Source organism: Rhizobium sp. SU303, from assembly GCF_021052345.1.
Lineage (GTDB): Bacteria > Pseudomonadota > Alphaproteobacteria > Rhizobiales > Rhizobiaceae > Rhizobium > Rhizobium laguerreae.
Genome location: NZ_CP088095.1, coordinates 4,974,230 through 4,989,956, shown reverse-complemented (window position 1 = coordinate 4,989,956; position 15,727 = coordinate 4,974,230). Strand labels below are relative to the sequence as shown.

Sequence of the window (15,727 nt, the reverse complement as noted above, 5' to 3'; positions counted from 1 at the left end):
CACTCGCTCACCTATCCATCACCATCTCTTGATGCCGGTCGTCGGCAGCGGATGCTACGCTATCTCAGCCTCTCATTCCCGATCGCCGGAGGAGACATCTTGCGCATACGAACCCTGTTTCTGCTCGCCGCGCTTGTAGCATCGCTGGCCCCCGCCCTTTCCCATGCGCAGGAAAGCGATCCACCGAGGGCGAATGTCCAAAGCGGCGCGCGCGGCGGCGTATTGAAGCTGCTGCCGGCCGATTCCGTCACCGAGCACGCGTTGACGATCGGCGGCCGGAAGATTGCCTATACCGCCACTGCCGGCACGCTGGATCTCTTCGGCCTGGACGGGGCGCAGACCGGCGCGATCTTTTACACCGCCTATGTCGCAAGGGATAGCGGGGCGAACCGGCCTCTGACCTTTGCCTTCAACGGGGGGCCGGGTGCGGCTTCCGCCTTCCTGCATCTCGGGCTGGTCGGGCCGAAGGTGCTCGATTTCGGGCCGGATGGACGCGATGGCGCCAATGCGAAACTCGTCGATAACCCGCAAAGCTGGCTCGATTTCACCGACCTCGTGATGATCGATCCGATCGGCACCGGCTGGAGCCGAACGGCAAAGGCCGACGACGCCTCCAATTATTATAACGTCAGTGCCGATGCTGAGAGCATCGCCAAGGCGATCGCGCTCTATGTCACGCACAACAACCGTTCCAACTCGCCGAAATATCTTCTCGGCGAAAGTTATGGCGGCTTCCGCGCGGCCAAGGTCGCCTCAGCGCTGCAGGAAAGCCAGGGCATTATCGTCGCCGGTGCGGTGATGCTTTCCCCCTTGCTCGAGGGTCAGCTGATGTTCAATGCCGATCAGTTCCCGCTCGGCGCAGCACTAGAGCTGCCGTCGCTCGCCGCCGCCGAACTCGACCGACACAAGGCCTTTGACGAAGAGAAACAGAAGGCAGCCGAGACCTTCGCGCTCGGGGACTATCTGACGACGCTCGCTGGGCCGCCGCCGACGGGTGCCGAGGCCTCCGCCTTCTATGGCAGGATCGCCCGCCTGACGGGCATTCCCGAGGATATCGTCACCCGCAACCGCGGCTTCCTCGGCAGTTCCTTCGTCAAACATTCCGACGCCGGCAGCGGCGAGGTGATGAGCTCTTACGACGCCTCCTTTGCAGCACCCGATCCCTATCCGGAATCGGATTACGATCGCGGCGACGACGCCATCCTCGACGGCTTCACCCGCGCCTATGGCGGCGCCTTTGCCGATTACGCCCGCAACGAACTCGGCTTCAAGACGGAGATGACCTATTCGCTGCTCGACGGCGATATCAGCCGGCGCTGGGAATGGGGCGGCGGGCGCGGCGGCGGATCGCGCTTCCAGGCCAGCGCCACTGACGACATCAGGCAGCTGCTCGCCTCAAACCCGGCCTTCCATCTGCTGATCGCACATGGCTACAGCGATGTGGTGACGCCTTATGGCGTCAGCCGCTACGTGGTCGACCATCTGCCGCCATCGCTTGCCGGCGGCCGCGTCGGGCTGAAGCTTTATCGCGGCGGCCATATGTTCTATACAAGAGCTGATCAGCGGGCCGCCTTCACGGCGGATGCAAAGGCCTTCTACGCCACACATTTGGCCGCTCAGCCGGCGGACTAAAGCGTGGCGATGTCTTTGTCGCTTAACCGCCGTACAGTTTTGCGCGACATGCTTTGGGGACTTGCCGATGCATATTACCGGAGGATGCCACTGCGGCGCGATCCGCTATCAGGCGGAGATCGACCCGGAGCGGGTCTCGATCTGCCATTGCACCGATTGCCAGCGGTTGACGGGCTCGGCCTATCGCATCACCGCACCGGCGCGGCCGGGAAGTTTCACGCTCACGTCAGGCGAGCCAAGAGGCTACGCAAAATATGGCGACAGCGGTGGTCTCAGCCGGCAATTCTTCTGCCCCAATTGCGGATCACCGCTCTACCGCACGGACGGCGACGGCGGCGGGTTCGGCATCCGCATCGGCAGCATCGACCAGCGGCGGGAACTGGTGCCGAAGAAACGGATATGGTGCCGCTCAGCGCTGCCAGGGGTGGCGAATATCGAGACGCTGCCAAGCTTCGAGGGCGAGGATTAGGCTAGAGCCTTTCCGGGTTAGATTGCAGCATTCTGCCGGAGCAGGTTTTCGTCAGGGCAGAGGCGATTGGCGACGGGCATACCCCCTTGGTACGTCCGAGCCGATCGCCTCTGTCCTGGCGGAAAGATGCCCGGCCCTTCGGGTTGGCTGAAACGGGCCGGCTGATCGACCGGCCGGCTTGGCCGTAGAGCTTGGCTACGACGCGCGCCGGCCGGTCGACCATCCGACTCCGTTTGAGCCAACAGAATTGCTTCAATCTGACCAGGAAAGGCTCTAGCGCCGGCTTAACATCCGGCCTTTATTCCGGCAGAGGCATGTCCGGCCAGTTATCGGTGACGCCGGCCTGTACCGGACGCTCCAGATAGGTGGAAAGCGCAATATAGCTGCGGGTGCCGGTGACACCGGCAACGGCGTGAATCTGGGCGAGAAAAGCTTCCAAAGCCTGCGGGCTGGCGGTGCGGACCTTGAAGAGAACGCTGGCGTCGCCAGCGACCGAATGCATCTCCTCGACCTCGGGAAACTGTAGGACCTGCATCAGCCGCTCGCTCTTGCCCCAGCCCGCCGCCTCCACATGCACGAAGGCAAGCAGCGGTTTGCCGAGGGCTGCGCCATCCAGCGCGGCATGCACGCCCTTGATGGCACCGGATTGCCTCAGGCGGCGCACCCGCTCATGCACGGCCGGCGCCGACAGGCCAACTACTTCGCCAAGCCTGGCATAGCTCTGGCTGCTATCGGCGGCGAGCGCGGCTAATATTCTTCGGTCGAATGCATCGATGACCGGCTGCTGCCTGCGTCCCTGCCGAAGATCCTCTGTATTTTTCGCCATTCTGCAAACTCCCCTTTCTGCCGAAGAATAATCGCCGATACTGGCGTTCTTCAACAGAATATTCGGAAGAGGAGGAACCTCATGGAGATGATCGCGCACAATCCAGCAAACGGGATCTATGCAGCCAGCCCTGATTACATCCATGCGCTGGAGGTCAGGCATCCATCCCGGCTGCTTTTCGTCAGCGGTACGATGGGTCTCGATCAACAGGGAATGGCGGCGGCCGATCTGGAAGGCCAGTTGGAGCTCATCTGGTCCAATCTGCGCGCCATCCTCACCTCCGCTGATATGACGGTCGCCAATATCGTGCGGCTGACGAGCTATCTCAGCGACGGCGCCTTTATGGAGGCGAACCAGAATGCCCGTCTTCGGGCGCTTGGCGGCCGCGCCGTGCCGACCACGGCGATCATCGTCGAAACGCTGCGCGACGACTGGCTGGTCGAGATCGAGATCATCGCCGCCGGCTGACGGCAGATCGGCCGCCGCGCCGCAGGGGCGCGACGGCCGCGGTGATCAGGCCGCCTGTTTCAACAGGCCGAGCGCTACGGCCAGTTCGACCTCGCCGCGGAAACCGCCGCTGCTTTTCGGCTCCTGCCGATGCTCGACCGCATGGGCAAAACGCACGGCCGGCTCCTGCTGCATGCGCTCATAGAGGCGATGCAGGCCAGGGAACTGCCGGCGGTCGACGACCTTGTGAAAATCGTTCCAGCGGGCGATGCCGACGAAATAGGCGTCCGCCAGGCTCGGGCCGTTGCCGAGAAGCCATTCGCGGCCATCGAGCAGACTTTCCAGCCTATGATGCGCCTTTTCGACCGCGGCGATACCATAGGCCGTGAGGACCTGCTTCTCTTCCGGCTCCAGCGGATGCTCGATCGCATACCAGAGCGGGCCGAAGGCCTGGAAGAAGGTGGTGTTGAGAAAAGCGAGCATCTGGTTCAGCCGATCGAAATCCGCCGAGCCCTGCGCAAAGCCCAGACCGCTGCCGATCGCGCGGGCGCCGATATGGTGCAAGATCGCCATGCTTTCGCTGATCGCCCTGCCATCTTCGAGCAGCAACGACGGCGTTTCGCCGACCATGTTGATCCGCTTGTATTCTTCGCTGGAGACTATTTCCGGCATCTCGACGCGGCAGAGCCGATAAGGCAGGCCGGACCATTCCAGCGCGACGATCGAGCCGAAGGAGCAGCCTTCCGGCACGCCGTAAAACAATATGGGTGACATCAATCGTTCCTTTCAGAATTGAACCCGTTTGGACACGATCAATGTGAGGATGTGGACGATCTTGCGGTAGAGTCTATAAATGCATCGCAATGTCCACATATCTGGAAGCTGGCGATGGCGCTTTTCAACCTCAACGACCTCCATCTTTTCGTGCAGGCCGTCGACAGCGGCAGCTTTACCGCCGCCGCAAGACATCTCGGCATTCCGAAATCGACAGTGAGCAAGCGGGTTGCAAAACTGGAGGCACGGCTTGGCGTGCGGCTGATACAGCGCACGTCGCGAAGCTTCGCGCTGACCGAGCTCGGCCGGGAATTCTTTCAGCATGCCCAGGCCTCGATCATCGAGGCGGAGATGGCCGAGGGCATCGTGCGGCGGCATCTGGCCGAACCCGCCGGCAGCGTTCGCCTGACCGCCTCGGTGCCGACGGCGCAGTTTACCTTGACGGAGCATCTGCCGGCGTTGGCGGCGCGCTATCCGAAGCTCCGGCTCTCCGTGCATGTGACGGACCGTTTCGTCGATATCGTCCAGGAAGGCTTCGACATCGCGCTGCGCAGCCACCGGACGCCGCTGCCGGATTCGGCGCTGGTGCAGCGGAAGCTCGCCAGCCATCCTTTCTTCATCCTCGCCTCGCCGGATTATGTGAGTGCCCATGGCGAACCGCGCCGGCCGGAGGAACTGGCACAGCATGCGACGATCATGACAAGCCTGACGGAGGACCAGTGGCGGCTTTATTCTGGCGACGACGAGGCTCTCGTCGCGCTGCATTCCGTCATGGCGGCGGATGAGCCTTATGTCTTGATGGAAATGGCCATGTCGGGGCTCGGCATCACCTGCCTGCCGACATCCGTCTGCCGCAAGGCGCTGGCCGACGGGTGGCTGGTGCGGGTGCTGCCGGAATGGACGGCGGGCAGCATCGAGACGACCATCCTGATGCCGCACCGGCGCGGCCAGCTGCCGGCGGTGCGCGCCGTCGTCGACTTCCTGGCGGAGCGGCTTGCCGGATAACGCTCCGCCCATAGCGCAGCAGACGGAGAAACGCGACATTTCGAAGGAGAAGGGCGGTATTCGGCTATCAACCGCTCCTTCAGCACGTCAAGCTGCAGGGGCCGAGGATCGCCGGCGAGGCGTCTTCCGGCGAGACTGCAAGTCGCGCTCGCTCGTGCTTCCGGCCCGGCTTTAGCCTGTTCTCATCACAACCACCGCCTCAATTTTTTCGACGATCCGCGACGATCCGAGTCTCCCGCCAGTACTCAGTAAAATGCGAAATGCGATGTATTCGTCCACGAGCAGACAGAAAGCCCCGCAATGCAGTTCAATACAGCTTAACATTGTAGCTCGAAGTGACTAAGTGCATAATAGACGAATTTGTAGTATGCATAATATTGATGAATAGTTCGCGCGAGGGGCGCGAGGGGTTAACATCGCCTTCAACAGCCATATCGGAACTTTAACAACTCTTTCTTGCAGATCTCTAAAAAAGAGCTTCGGAGTTGTTTTTATGTAGCCCCAGATACGGACTTTAGTCTTAAAGCGTTTGGTTCTTTAGGCTTAATACCCCTCCAACCGAGATGGACTACCGCTCTCTATCGACGACACGATGGTCGTCGATCGAGAGCCGCAAATTCAGTGCGCAAAGGGGTAGGCCCATGCGGATGCACTTCAGCATCTGAGGCCTGTATCCCGCATAAACGCCCGAACCGAAGGAGAAATTCCATGGCACTCGACATCACCACCCAGGACATCATTATCGACGAGACCACCGGTCTGACCGACGACGATATCAACCCTGCCACACCGCCGCACAACGCCAATACCACGCTGCAATATTTGTTAGGTCTTGACGTTACCGGCGGGCTGACCTCACCGGAGGTCGCCTACCAGAGCAATTTCGTCGTGGCCTCGGCGAGCGCCGGGGAAACCATCACCTCGGTCGTTCTCACCCAGAACGCCTCCGGGACCCCGTTCTCCACCACGGTCGGCGTCAACAGCGGCGTTCGCACCGTTGACGGCAATTATGTCTGGCTGTTCCAGGACCCGACACGTCCAAATGTGGTGATCGGCGTCATCGGCACCTCTAACCCGCTCACCGAGCCCGTTGAAACCGGGCCGCTCGCCTTCTCGCTAGCGCTGATCGGCAGTGGCGCCGCTGCGGACCTGTACACGGTCCAGTACGTGCCGTTGTTCCATACGGATGCGACCAATGCCGACGACCGCATCGATCTGACGAACAAGGTGTTCGCCTCGGTCAGCGGAACCTCGGTGGTCAATTTCAGCCAGCTTGGCGACGCCCCGTCCGGACATAACAACTGGTATATTCTCGACGCCGACGCAGCCAGCCCCCAGAAGATCCTCGTCACGGCTCACGACAATGGCGTGCAGGCGGAAGTCAACGTCAGCACCCAAGGCCTGGGTGTCGCATCGCAAGACGTACGCTTCGGCCGTGAGCTCCAGATCGACCTGATCACCGGCGGCACCCAGAGCGCCGGCAAGGATTTCACCAACACGCCAACCGCGCCCGACTACGGCACCCACCTCGAGAACGTCTCCACCGCCGGCTTCTCGATCTCGCAGTCGACGCCGACCAGCACCGTCGCCGACATCGAGATCCACGCCTATAATAATGACGACAATGTTGAAGGCGCTGACTTCCCCACTGACGACAACGATGCCGAGATCAATATCACCGGCGTGACATTCAAGCTGAACGGTGTGACAAAAACAGCCGCTGAGCTCGGCATCACGGTCAATCTGGCCGGCACTGGACTGATCCTCGAGGATGTCGGCGAGGGCGTGACGATCGACTTCACGACCGCAGGCGGAGCTGGCGGAACATTCGATCGCTTCACCATCAGGAATATCGACACCGAGAAAGACTTTTTCGATGTCAAAGAGGTGCATTATGGGGGCGAGGTAAGCAACGCTTACAATGAAGAGGTTGGCTCCTTCATCAACTTTGACGACGACGGCCCGGCGATCACGGCAACCGGCACCCCGCCGCAACTGACGGTCGACGAGACCAACCTGACCACCAATGCCAGCGGCGACTTCGCGACCTTCTTCACCGCGAATGCGGGGGCCGATGGCGGCGCCATCACCTATGCGCTCGGCATCAGTCAGATCACCAATGTCAGCGGCCTCACCGACACCGCAACCGGCCAGTCCGTGCTGCTCTTCGTCGAAGGCGGCAATGTCGTTGGCCGCGCCGGAGCCGGAGGCCCGGTCGTCTTCACCGTCAGCGTCACCGCTGCCGGCCTCGTCAGCCTCGACCAGGCGCGGGCCGTGGTCCATGCCGATGCCAGCGACCCCAACGACAGCATCACTCTGGCCGCCGCCGACCTCATCAGCCTGACCGCGACCATCACCGACGGCGACGGCGATCACGCCGCAGCCACCCACAATATCGGCCAGAGCCTCAACTTCGAGGATGACAAGCCGATAATCGGGGTAAAAGGCGGCCCGTTTCCACTGATCGTCGACGATACCGATCTGACGACCAACGTCAGCGCCGACTTCGGCGCCTACTTCGTCGCCTTCCCGGGGGCCGATGGCATTGGCAACGAAATCACCCATGCGCTCGGCATCAACCCGAACAACAATGTCAGCGGTCTTACCGATACCGAAACCGGCCAATCCGTCCTGCTCTTCCTCGAAGGCGGCAGCGTGGTCGGCCGCGCCGGAGCTGGCGGTCCGGTCGTCTTCACCGTCAGCGTCAGCGCTGCCGGCGTCATCACCCTCGACCAGGCAAGGGCGGTTGTCCATGCCGATGCCAACAACCCGGACGACATCACCACCCTGGCGGCCTCCGACATCACCTTGACCGCAACCATCACCGATGGCGACGGCGATCAGGCAACCTCCACCCGCTATATCGGCCAGAGCCTCTACTTCCAGGATGACGGGCCGACGATCACGGTGCCGTTTGACGGCAACCCGGCCCTCACAGGCATCCAGCACGAAACCCTGGCCAACGTGCTCAACGCCTCGGCCAGCGGCGCCTTCGGCTACAATATTGGGGCGGATGTCCACCCGGCGGCTTTCTACACCGGTGGCGGTTCTGACTTTGTCGACCAGGATGGCGGGACGACCGGTGTCCAGATCGGACTGACCGGCACGATCACCGGCGGCGGCGGCGGCAATCTCGTCACCTCGAATGTGACGCTGGCGTCGGAGAGCCTCACCTCGGCGACGTTCAACTTCACCTTCACCTATGACAAGGATCCGGCAGCCGGCGTCCAGGCGGGCACGGCGGGCGGCACCCTCGTCTTCGACAAGGCCGGCGACACCTATACGGTCAACCTGACCGACCCGCTCGAAGGCTTCAGCTTCGACGTGCTCCACACCAGCGAGCTCTTGTCCAAGGAGCCCACCGGCAATACCGGCCACCCGCAGATCGTGCTGGAACGGTTGCAGGCGGATGACGCGAACACGCCTCACGATGAAGACTTCTACGTGCAATTCACGGGCAACGCGATCAACAGAGGCAACCCGTTCAGCTTGACGAACAATGGGCAGGGGTCATCCGCCGACTCCACCTTCACCATCGGTGGTCACGAGATGGTCAGCAACAACAATCCAACGTGGGTGTCTGCGACACAGAGCACCAACGGTGTCGCCGGCGATACGATCCAGAAAGACGAACTGCTGACGCTGCGGTTCTTCAACAGCAATGTCGGCATTGCCAACGAGGCCACGACCCCGACGGCGACCGCCGGCACGATGGCCATCAAGTTCGACGGCATCGGCAACAGCGAGGACCTGATGCTGATCCTCAACCTGATCGACAAGAACGGCGCCGACAATATCGCCGGCACCGCGGACGACAACGCGACCATCACCCGGGCCATGTACGTGTCGAATGCCGACATCTACAAGGCAGGTCAGGTGCCGGCCCCATACAACGGCGAGTTCACGCTCGACAACAATGACGGCCTCGTGATCGTCGAGCAGAACGACTACAACGCCGCCGGCGAAGACTACGTACTGCAGGGGGCGCAGATCATGCAGTCCGGCAACGGAATCACCGGCAACAATACGGCGATCGACCTGGTGAAGGCGACCGGCGCCAATGGCGGCAGCAATGCGACCGGCGGTCTGGTAAACTTCGACGCCACCGATAATGACGTGCTGAAGATCACCGACATCGGTTTCACCTCGACCGTGACCGAGACGCCGAACGCCAACCTCGACTTCGCCTTCCAGGTGGAGGACGCCGATGGCGATCAGACAGCGATGCAGCACATCCTTGTTGACGTCGCCTGACACGTGACCAAACGGGGGCAGCCGAGGCTGCCCCCGGACTTCTTTGCACGCTGTGTAACCTCGTACACCCGAGACATAATGATGAAACCAAAGCAACAGCCCCCTGCCCTGCAGGTGGTGATGAAGGAGGCCAGACGCGCCATTGGGCCGATGATCTGGTTCAGCGGTGGCATCAACGTGCTGATGCTGACCGGGGCGTTTTACATGCTCCAAGTCTACCACCGCGTATTGTCCAGCCACAGCTTGGAGACGTTGGTGATGCTGTCGCTGATGGCGGCAGCGGCACTCGCGACGATGGCGGCTCTGGAGGTGGTGCGCGGGCGTCTTCTGGCAACCGTCGGATCGTGGATGAACGCGCGGTTGGCACCCGTTCTCCTGACCGCATCGGTCGAATATGCCGCCTCAGCGCCCGGCCAGGCCAACGCCCGTCCGCTGCGAGACCTTGATCAAGTCCGGAACTTCTTCACCAGCCCGAGCATCTTCCCGATCCTCGACGCGCCCTGGGCGCCGCTATTTTTCGGCGCCATATTTTTCATGCACCCTTGGCTGGGTTGGTTGGCGCTGTGCGGCGGGATCGTCCTGTTTGCGCTGGCGTTGCTCAATGAATACCTCACACGCAAGCCGTTGGCCGAGGCCGCAAGCGCACAGTCGCGGGCATACGTCCAGGCTGAGGCGGCGATCCGCAACGCCGAGGTCGTCCAGGCGATGGGCATGTTGAAGCCGTTGCTGGTGGGCTGGAAGGCGCAGCAAGACGAGGCAAATGAGGGACAAGTTCTTGCCGCCAACCGGGGCGGCGTGATCGCTGCCATCGCGCGTTGTCACCGGCTGGCCCTGCAAATGGCCATACTGGGCCTTGGGGCTTATCTCGTCCTTCGCAACGAAGCTTCCCCCGGGATCATGATCTCCGCCTCGATCCTGATGGGCCGCGCATTGTCCCCGGTCGAGCAAGCGATCGGCACATGGAAGGCGACGGTCGGAGCACGCGCCGCCTACCGGCGCCTCGCCGCAGTCGCCGGGCAGCATCCGGAGGCCACACCGGTTCTGCCACTACCACGACCGAAAGGCAGGTTTGAGGCCGAGAACCTTGTGCTTGCCCGACAGGGCGGCGAGCCTATCCTGAAAGGGATCAACTTCCACCTCGAGCCGGGTGAAGCAATGGCGCTGATTGGCCCGAGCGCGGCCGGCAAGACCAGCCTTGCGCGAATACTGGCCGGTGCCTGGCGTCCATCTGGAGGGCGCGCGTTGCTTGATGGCATGGACGTTGCCCAATGGGCGGCGGAAGATCGTGGCCATTATGTCGGTTACCTGCCGCAAGACATCGAGCTCTTCGCCGGTACCGTCTCCGAAAACATCTGCCGCTTCGCAAAGCTCAGCCCAGTGGTCTTCGACAAGGTGGTCAAGGCCGCACAGCTGGCGGGAGTTCACGAACTGATCAAAGGACTGCCGAAAGGTTACCTCACAGAGATCGGCGAATCCGGCGCGGTCCTATCAGGCGGACAGCGCCAACGCATCGGGTTGGCGCGAGCACTCTACGGCGACCCGGCCCTCATTATCCTGGACGAGCCCAATTCCAACCTCGACCGCGAGGGTGAGGAGGCATTGATCGCCGCGCTCAGCACGGTCAAGGCGACAGGCACGACTGTCATCCTGATCGCGCACCGACCGAACATCATGGAGACGGTTGACAAGATATTGATCCTCAACCGGGGCCAACAGGACCTCTTCGGTCCACGCGACTATGTCTTCAATGAGCTCGCCGCGCGCGCCCGCAAGGTTAGCCAGATGCCGACCATAGTGGCGAAATAAGCCAGGAAAAGAAAACAGACATGCAGGATATGAAGGTCGTTCCGCTACCCGTTTCGCCGCCCGCCGCACCGGTCCCCCTGCGTCTCACCGGCGTGACGTTCACCGGCTTCGCGATCATGTTCCTGTTCTTCGGCATGGCGGGGGGCTGGGCGACGCTTGCACCATTGGATAGCGCCGCCGTGGCACCGGGCGTGATCAAGGTTGCCGGCGACCGCAAGCTCATCCAGCACCTCGAGGGCGGCATCATCGCAGAGCTGCACGCCGCCAACGGTGATATCGTCAAGGCGGGCAAGGTCCTCATCCAGCTCGACAACACACCGGCAAAGGCGAGGCTTGACCTGATCCAGAACCGGATAGCAACGCGTGAGTCGCTTGCCGCTCGTCTCAGGGCTGAGCGTGACGGCAAGGCCGAGATCGAGTTTGATCCGGCATTGCTTGCAAACCGCGACAAAGCCGCAAAGGACGCGGTGGCCTCACAGCGTGACGTGTTCGCCGCGAAGCACGACAACCTGAAGGACGAGCGGGAAATTCTCAGCCAGCGCCGTCACCAGACCGAGGAAGAGATAACGGGACTGGAGGGGCTTATCGTCACCGAGGACAAGCAGATCGAAGCACTCGAGGGCGAAACCAAAGACCTTGAAAGCCTGATCAAGCGTGGGCTGGTCACGCGCGAGCGGAACCTGATGCTCAGGCGGCAACAGCGGGAGATCGAGGGGGAGCGCGCCACCAACGTTGCGGCCATCGCTCGCGCCAAAAGCGCCATGGCCGAGATCGACATGCAGATCTTGAACCTCGGCACGGTGCGGCTCAACGAGGCTGTCGAAGAGTTGAGCAAGGTCGAGGCGGAGTTGTTCGACCTCAGACAGGAGGAGCGTTCCGCCAAGGACGTGCTTGCCCGTACCAATGTCGTCGCCCCCGTTGACGGCATCGTCATGGACCTGAAGGTCCACACGGCGGGTGGTGTCGTAAAACCCGGCGAGACACTGATGACCGTCGTGCCGCTCGGACAGCAACTCGTGGTCGAGGCCATGGTCAGGCCGGAGGACGTCGAAACGATCGCCCCCGGACAGCTCGCGCGCGTCAGTTTCCCGGCCTTCGCCCGCTACAGCCTCCCGCCGCTCGACGGCGTCGTGGAGGTCGTGTCGGCTGACCGGATGACGGAGGAGCGCAGCGGTGCACCTTATTTCGCCGCGACCGTGGTGATCGACAAGAGCGAACTCGCCAAGCTGGAGGGCCGCAAGCTGATGCCCGGCATGTCGAGCGAAACGATGATCCGGACGGGTGCTCGCACCGTGCTTTCATATCTGGCTGAGCCGATCGCCCAGAACTTCCGCCGAGCGATGCGGGAAAAATAGCCGCAGGCCCCCAACGGCTTTTTCGCTGCCTGACTGGGCTCGATGACGCGCAAATGTCAATGCCGCAGCGACCGCTTACCAGCGAGCCTCACCACAGCATTCGGGGCTTAAGTATCACGCCGCCTTGGCGGCGTGATATTCCTTGATCGCGACCATCTTGATTGCCGGATGGCGCTCTGACTCGTAACGCAGCGAGAAGCCGTCCTGGGCGAGGAAGACCGGGTCACCATCGAGATCGCGGGCGATATCGCCGCGTTTGACGGTGAGGAATTTTTCCAGATCGGCCGGCTGCTCGGCCGAGATCCAGCGGCAGACGGAGAAACGCGACATTTCGAAGGAGACCGGCAGGCCGTATTCGGCCATCAGCCGCTCCTTCAAGACGTCGAGCTGCAGGGCGCCGACAACGCCGACGATCGCCGGCGAGCCGTCTTCCGGCGAGAACAGCTGGACGACGCCTTCTTCGGCCATCTGCTGCAGGGCTTCCTTCAGCTTCTTCGCCTTCATCGCGTCTTCCAGACGCACGCGGCGCAGGATCTCCGGCGAGAAGTTCGGCACGCCCTGGAAGACCAGCGATTCACCCTCGGTCAGCGTATCGCCGATCCGGAGCGTTCCATGGTTCGGAATGCCAACGACGTCGCCGGCATAGGCGGTGTCGGCGAGCTGGCGCTGCGAGGCGAAGAAGAATTGCGGCGCCGTCAGGCCGAGCTGCTTGCCGGTGCGGGCGAGCCTTGCCTTCATGCCGCGCTCGAGCTTGCCGGAGCAAATGCGGGCAAAGGCGATGCGGTCGCGGTGATTGGGATCCATGTTGGCTTGGATCTTGAAGACGAAGGCCGTCATCTTGTCGTCGGTCGCATGCACGGTCCTGGTATCGGCGACCTGGTCACGCGGCGGCGGCGCAAAATCGCCGAGCGCGTCGATGAGGTCGCGAACGCCGTAATTGCGCAGCGCCGAGCCGAAGAAAACCGGCGTCATATGGCCTTCCAGGAAGGCCTGACGGTCGAAGGGACGGCAGGCCTCGATCGCCAACTCGGTCTCCTCGACGAAGACCTGGCGCTCGTTTTCCGGCAGCCTGCCGGCCACGCTTTGCGGGCCATTGACCGGCGTTCCCTCAATTTCGGTATCCGAACCGCGCACCGTGTTGGCGGCGATATTGTAGGAGCCGCAAAAGGTCTTGGAGCGGCCGATCGGCCAGGTGATCGGCGCCGTATCCAGCGCCAGCTTCTCTTCCACCTCATCGAGGATCTCGAAGGGGTCGCGGCTTTCGCGGTCCATCTTGTTGATGAAGGTGATGATCGGGATATCGCGCATGCGGCAGACTTCGAAAAGCTTCAGCGTCCGCGGCTCGATGCCCTTGGCGGCATCGATGACCATGACCGCGGCATCGACGGCTGTCAGCGTGCGATAGGTGTCGTCGGCGAAATCCTCGTGACCCGGCGTGTCGAGGATGTTGAAGACGTTATCGTTATATTCGAAAGTCATCACCGAGGTAACGACGGAGATGCCGCGCTCGCGCTCGATCTTCATCCAGTCGGAGCGCGTCTGCATGCGATCCTTCTTCGCCTTGACTTCGCCGGCAAGCTGAATGGCGCCGCCGAACAGCAGCAGCTTTTCGGTGAGCGTCGTCTTACCCGCGTCCGGGTGGGCGATAATAGCGAATGTGCGGCGGCGGGAGACCGCCTCGGCGAGACTTTCGGCCATGCGTGTGAATCCTGTGGAATTGCCGCGTATCTAGCGATTAAAGCCCGGCAATGCAATTGACTCGGGCCTTCGGGCGCAAAGTAATGGGCCATGACCATTCATCACGATACGCGCCCGACGCTGAACCTGATCCGCTTAGCCAATGGCGAAGGCCTCGACCTGCCCGCCTATGAAAGCAAGGGAGCGGCCGGCATGGACCTGCGCGCTGCCGTCGACGAGGCAGCACCGCTGACACTTCTGCCCGGCAAACGGGCGCTGGTGCCGACCGGCTTCATCTTCGAGATCCCCGAAGGATTCGAGGGACAGGTGCGGCCGCGTTCCGGCCTGGCCTTCAAAAACGGGATCACCTGCCTGAATTCACCGGGCACCGTCGACAGCGACTATCGCGGCGAGGTGAAGGTGCTGCTGGTCAATCTCGGCGACGAGCCCTTCGTCATCTCGCGCGGCATGCGCATCGCCCAGATGGTGATCGCACCGGTGACCCAGACGCGGGTGGCCGAGAATACCGCGGCAAGCGAAACGGTGCGCGGCGCAGGCGGCTTCGGCTCCACCGGCGTCTGATGACGGAGCGCCTCGATAGCGCGGGCCTGACCTTCCGGCAGGACTATTTCGGCGACCCCGCCGGCTGGGCGGCCCTGGTCTGCCTGCTCAAGGATACTTTCGGCATCGATATCGGGCCGCTGCAACAGCTCGGCGGACCCGACCCTACCAGCATGCCCTTCGGCTGGTTTGATGCCGAAGGCGAACTTACGGCCAATATCTCGGCCTTTGCACTGCCCTTCGTCCTCAACGGCAGGATCGTCCATGCCGCCGGGCTGCAATCGGGCGCCGTGCGGCCGCCGTGGCGCGGCCGCGGGCTCTATCGCGACGTCACGGTGAAAGCGCTCGACTGGTGCGATCGGCAGGGTTTTGAGGCGGTCATCCTCTATACCGACAAGCCGTCGCTCTACGAAGCCTACGGCTTCCGCGCGATACCGCTGCACCGATACGAGGGCGCGGCTCCCGACCCTTCGTCTTCCGCCGCCCGCGCCCGGCCGCTTTTGCCGACAAACGCGGAGGATCTTGCGCTGCTGCAAGCGCTACTGAAAGGACGCAGCCCGGTTTCGACCTCGCTGGCGGCCACAGTCAATGCGGCGATGTTTCTGATCAACACTCAACTCGATCCCGACATCCGCATCAGCTTCCTCGAAGACAAACAGGCAGTGATCGCCTGGAAGATCGATGAGGCGGGCCGCTTCAGCCTTCTCGACGTCGTGGCGGCTGATATGCCGTCGCTTGCAGCGATCCTTAGCGGGCTTAAGATCGCGCCCGCCTCCGTCGAGGTGCTCTTCCGTCCCGACAAGCTCGGCTGGGAGGGTGTTCCACAATCGTTGGAAAGCGGCACGAGGCTGATGCTGCGCGGGCTTGGCGACGCCGCCCCGGATTTTCCGGCGATGCTGTCGCCGATGGCGGAATTCTAAC

Annotated in this window: 12 protein-coding genes; 9 read left to right on the top strand and 3 right to left on the bottom strand. The window is 62.4% G+C overall.

Annotated features, from left to right (window positions below; genetic code table 11):
* Nucleotides 1-99 precede the first annotated feature (99 nt).
* Nucleotides 100-1,632, top strand: a complete 1,533-nt coding sequence (locus RlegSU303_RS24450) for a S10 family peptidase (protein ID WP_131719529.1) — start codon at nt 100-102, stop codon at nt 1,630-1,632.
* 67 nt (nt 1,633-1,699) lie between these two features.
* Nucleotides 1,700-2,101 carry a GFA family protein gene (locus RlegSU303_RS24445; RefSeq protein WP_131719528.1) on the top strand — a complete coding sequence of 134 codons (402 nt, stop codon included), beginning with the start codon at nt 1,700-1,702 and terminating at the stop codon, nt 2,099-2,101.
* Between the two features lie 298 nt (nt 2,102-2,399).
* Here the strand turns inward: RlegSU303_RS24445 and RlegSU303_RS24440 are convergent, their stop codons facing one another.
* Nucleotides 2,400-2,981 carry an Lrp/AsnC family transcriptional regulator gene (locus RlegSU303_RS24440; protein WP_094086868.1) on the bottom strand — a complete coding sequence of 194 codons (582 nt, stop codon included), beginning with the start codon at nt 2,979-2,981 and terminating at the stop codon, nt 2,400-2,402.
* Between the two features lie 27 nt (nt 2,982-3,008).
* Between RlegSU303_RS24440 and RlegSU303_RS24435 the strand changes: the two genes are divergently transcribed.
* Nucleotides 3,009-3,395 (top strand): RidA family protein, encoded by a 387-nt coding sequence (locus RlegSU303_RS24435; protein WP_131643969.1) that lies wholly within the window; start codon nt 3,009-3,011, stop codon nt 3,393-3,395.
* Between the two features lie 45 nt (nt 3,396-3,440).
* Here the strand turns inward: RlegSU303_RS24435 and RlegSU303_RS24430 are convergent, their stop codons facing one another.
* On the bottom strand, nt 3,441-4,148 hold the full coding sequence (locus RlegSU303_RS24430; protein WP_131643968.1) for a glutathione S-transferase family protein: 708 nt from the start codon (nt 4,146-4,148) through the stop codon (nt 3,441-3,443).
* Between the two features lie 114 nt (nt 4,149-4,262).
* Here RlegSU303_RS24430 and RlegSU303_RS24425 point away from each other — a divergent pair, with 114 nt between their 5' ends.
* The 4 genes from RlegSU303_RS24425 to RlegSU303_RS24410 all read left to right on the top strand — a co-directional run bounded on the left by RlegSU303_RS24425 (nt 4,263) and on the right by RlegSU303_RS24410 (nt 12,568).
* Nucleotides 4,263-5,153: a LysR substrate-binding domain-containing protein gene (locus tag RlegSU303_RS24425; RefSeq protein ID WP_231283337.1), complete on the top strand. Its 891-nt coding sequence runs from the start codon at nt 4,263-4,265 to the stop codon at nt 5,151-5,153.
* Between the two features lie 708 nt (nt 5,154-5,861).
* Complete coding sequence (locus RlegSU303_RS24420) at nt 5,862-9,407, top strand: DUF5801 repeats-in-toxin domain-containing protein (RefSeq protein WP_131719526.1); 3,546 nt, start codon at nt 5,862-5,864, stop codon at nt 9,405-9,407.
* Nucleotides 9,408-9,488: 81 nt separating this feature from the next.
* The gene (locus RlegSU303_RS24415) at nt 9,489-11,213 is read left to right on the top strand and encodes a type I secretion system permease/ATPase (protein ID WP_131643996.1); all 1,725 of its coding nucleotides are present in this window, start codon (nt 9,489-9,491) and stop codon (nt 11,211-11,213) included.
* A 20-nt stretch (nt 11,214-11,233) separates the two neighbouring features.
* On the top strand, nt 11,234-12,568 hold the full coding sequence (locus tag RlegSU303_RS24410; protein WP_017962959.1) for an HlyD family type I secretion periplasmic adaptor subunit: 1,335 nt from the start codon (nt 11,234-11,236) through the stop codon (nt 12,566-12,568).
* A gap of 114 nt (nt 12,569-12,682) precedes the next feature.
* Here RlegSU303_RS24410 and RlegSU303_RS24405 read toward each other — a convergent pair whose 3' ends face one another.
* The gene (locus RlegSU303_RS24405) at nt 12,683-14,266 is read right to left on the bottom strand and encodes a peptide chain release factor 3 (RefSeq protein WP_131719525.1); all 1,584 of its coding nucleotides are present in this window, start codon (nt 14,264-14,266) and stop codon (nt 12,683-12,685) included.
* 90 nt (nt 14,267-14,356) lie between these two features.
* Between RlegSU303_RS24405 and dut the strand changes: the two genes are divergently transcribed.
* Both dut and RlegSU303_RS24395 read left to right on the top strand, forming a co-directional pair.
* Nucleotides 14,357-14,827, top strand: a complete 471-nt coding sequence (dut, locus tag RlegSU303_RS24400) for a dUTP diphosphatase (protein ID WP_131719524.1) — start codon at nt 14,357-14,359, stop codon at nt 14,825-14,827.
* Complete coding sequence (locus RlegSU303_RS24395; RefSeq protein ID WP_131719523.1) at nt 14,827-15,726, top strand: GNAT family N-acetyltransferase; 900 nt, start codon at nt 14,827-14,829, stop codon at nt 15,724-15,726. The genes dut and RlegSU303_RS24395 overlap by 1 nt, the downstream gene beginning before the upstream one ends.
* The last annotated feature ends 1 nt before the right edge of the window (nt 15,727 follow it).

Bases quoted from the DNA above. Each gene is read 5' to 3' on its own strand.
- RlegSU303_RS24410 (WP_017962959.1), top strand. From the start codon at position 11,234: ATGCAGGATATGAAGGTCGTTCCGCTACCCGTTTCGCCGCCCGCCGCA.
- RlegSU303_RS24425 (WP_231283337.1), top strand. From the start codon at position 4,263: ATGGCGCTTTTCAACCTCAACGACCTCCATCTTTTCGTGCAGGCCGTC.
- RlegSU303_RS24395 (WP_131719523.1), top strand. From the start codon at position 14,827: ATGACGGAGCGCCTCGATAGCGCGGGCCTGACCTTCCGGCAGGACTAT.
- RlegSU303_RS24445 (WP_131719528.1), top strand. From the start codon at position 1,700: ATGCATATTACCGGAGGATGCCACTGCGGCGCGATCCGCTATCAGGCG.
- RlegSU303_RS24405 (WP_131719525.1), bottom strand. From the start codon at position 14,266: ATGGCCGAAAGTCTCGCCGAGGCGGTCTCCCGCCGCCGCACATTCGCT.
- RlegSU303_RS24420 (WP_131719526.1), top strand. From the start codon at position 5,862: ATGGCACTCGACATCACCACCCAGGACATCATTATCGACGAGACCACC.
- RlegSU303_RS24415 (WP_131643996.1), top strand. From the start codon at position 9,489: ATGAAACCAAAGCAACAGCCCCCTGCCCTGCAGGTGGTGATGAAGGAG.
- dut (WP_131719524.1), top strand. From the start codon at position 14,357: ATGACCATTCATCACGATACGCGCCCGACGCTGAACCTGATCCGCTTA.
- RlegSU303_RS24435 (WP_131643969.1), top strand. From the start codon at position 3,009: ATGGAGATGATCGCGCACAATCCAGCAAACGGGATCTATGCAGCCAGC.
- RlegSU303_RS24430 (WP_131643968.1), bottom strand. From the start codon at position 4,148: ATGTCACCCATATTGTTTTACGGCGTGCCGGAAGGCTGCTCCTTCGGC.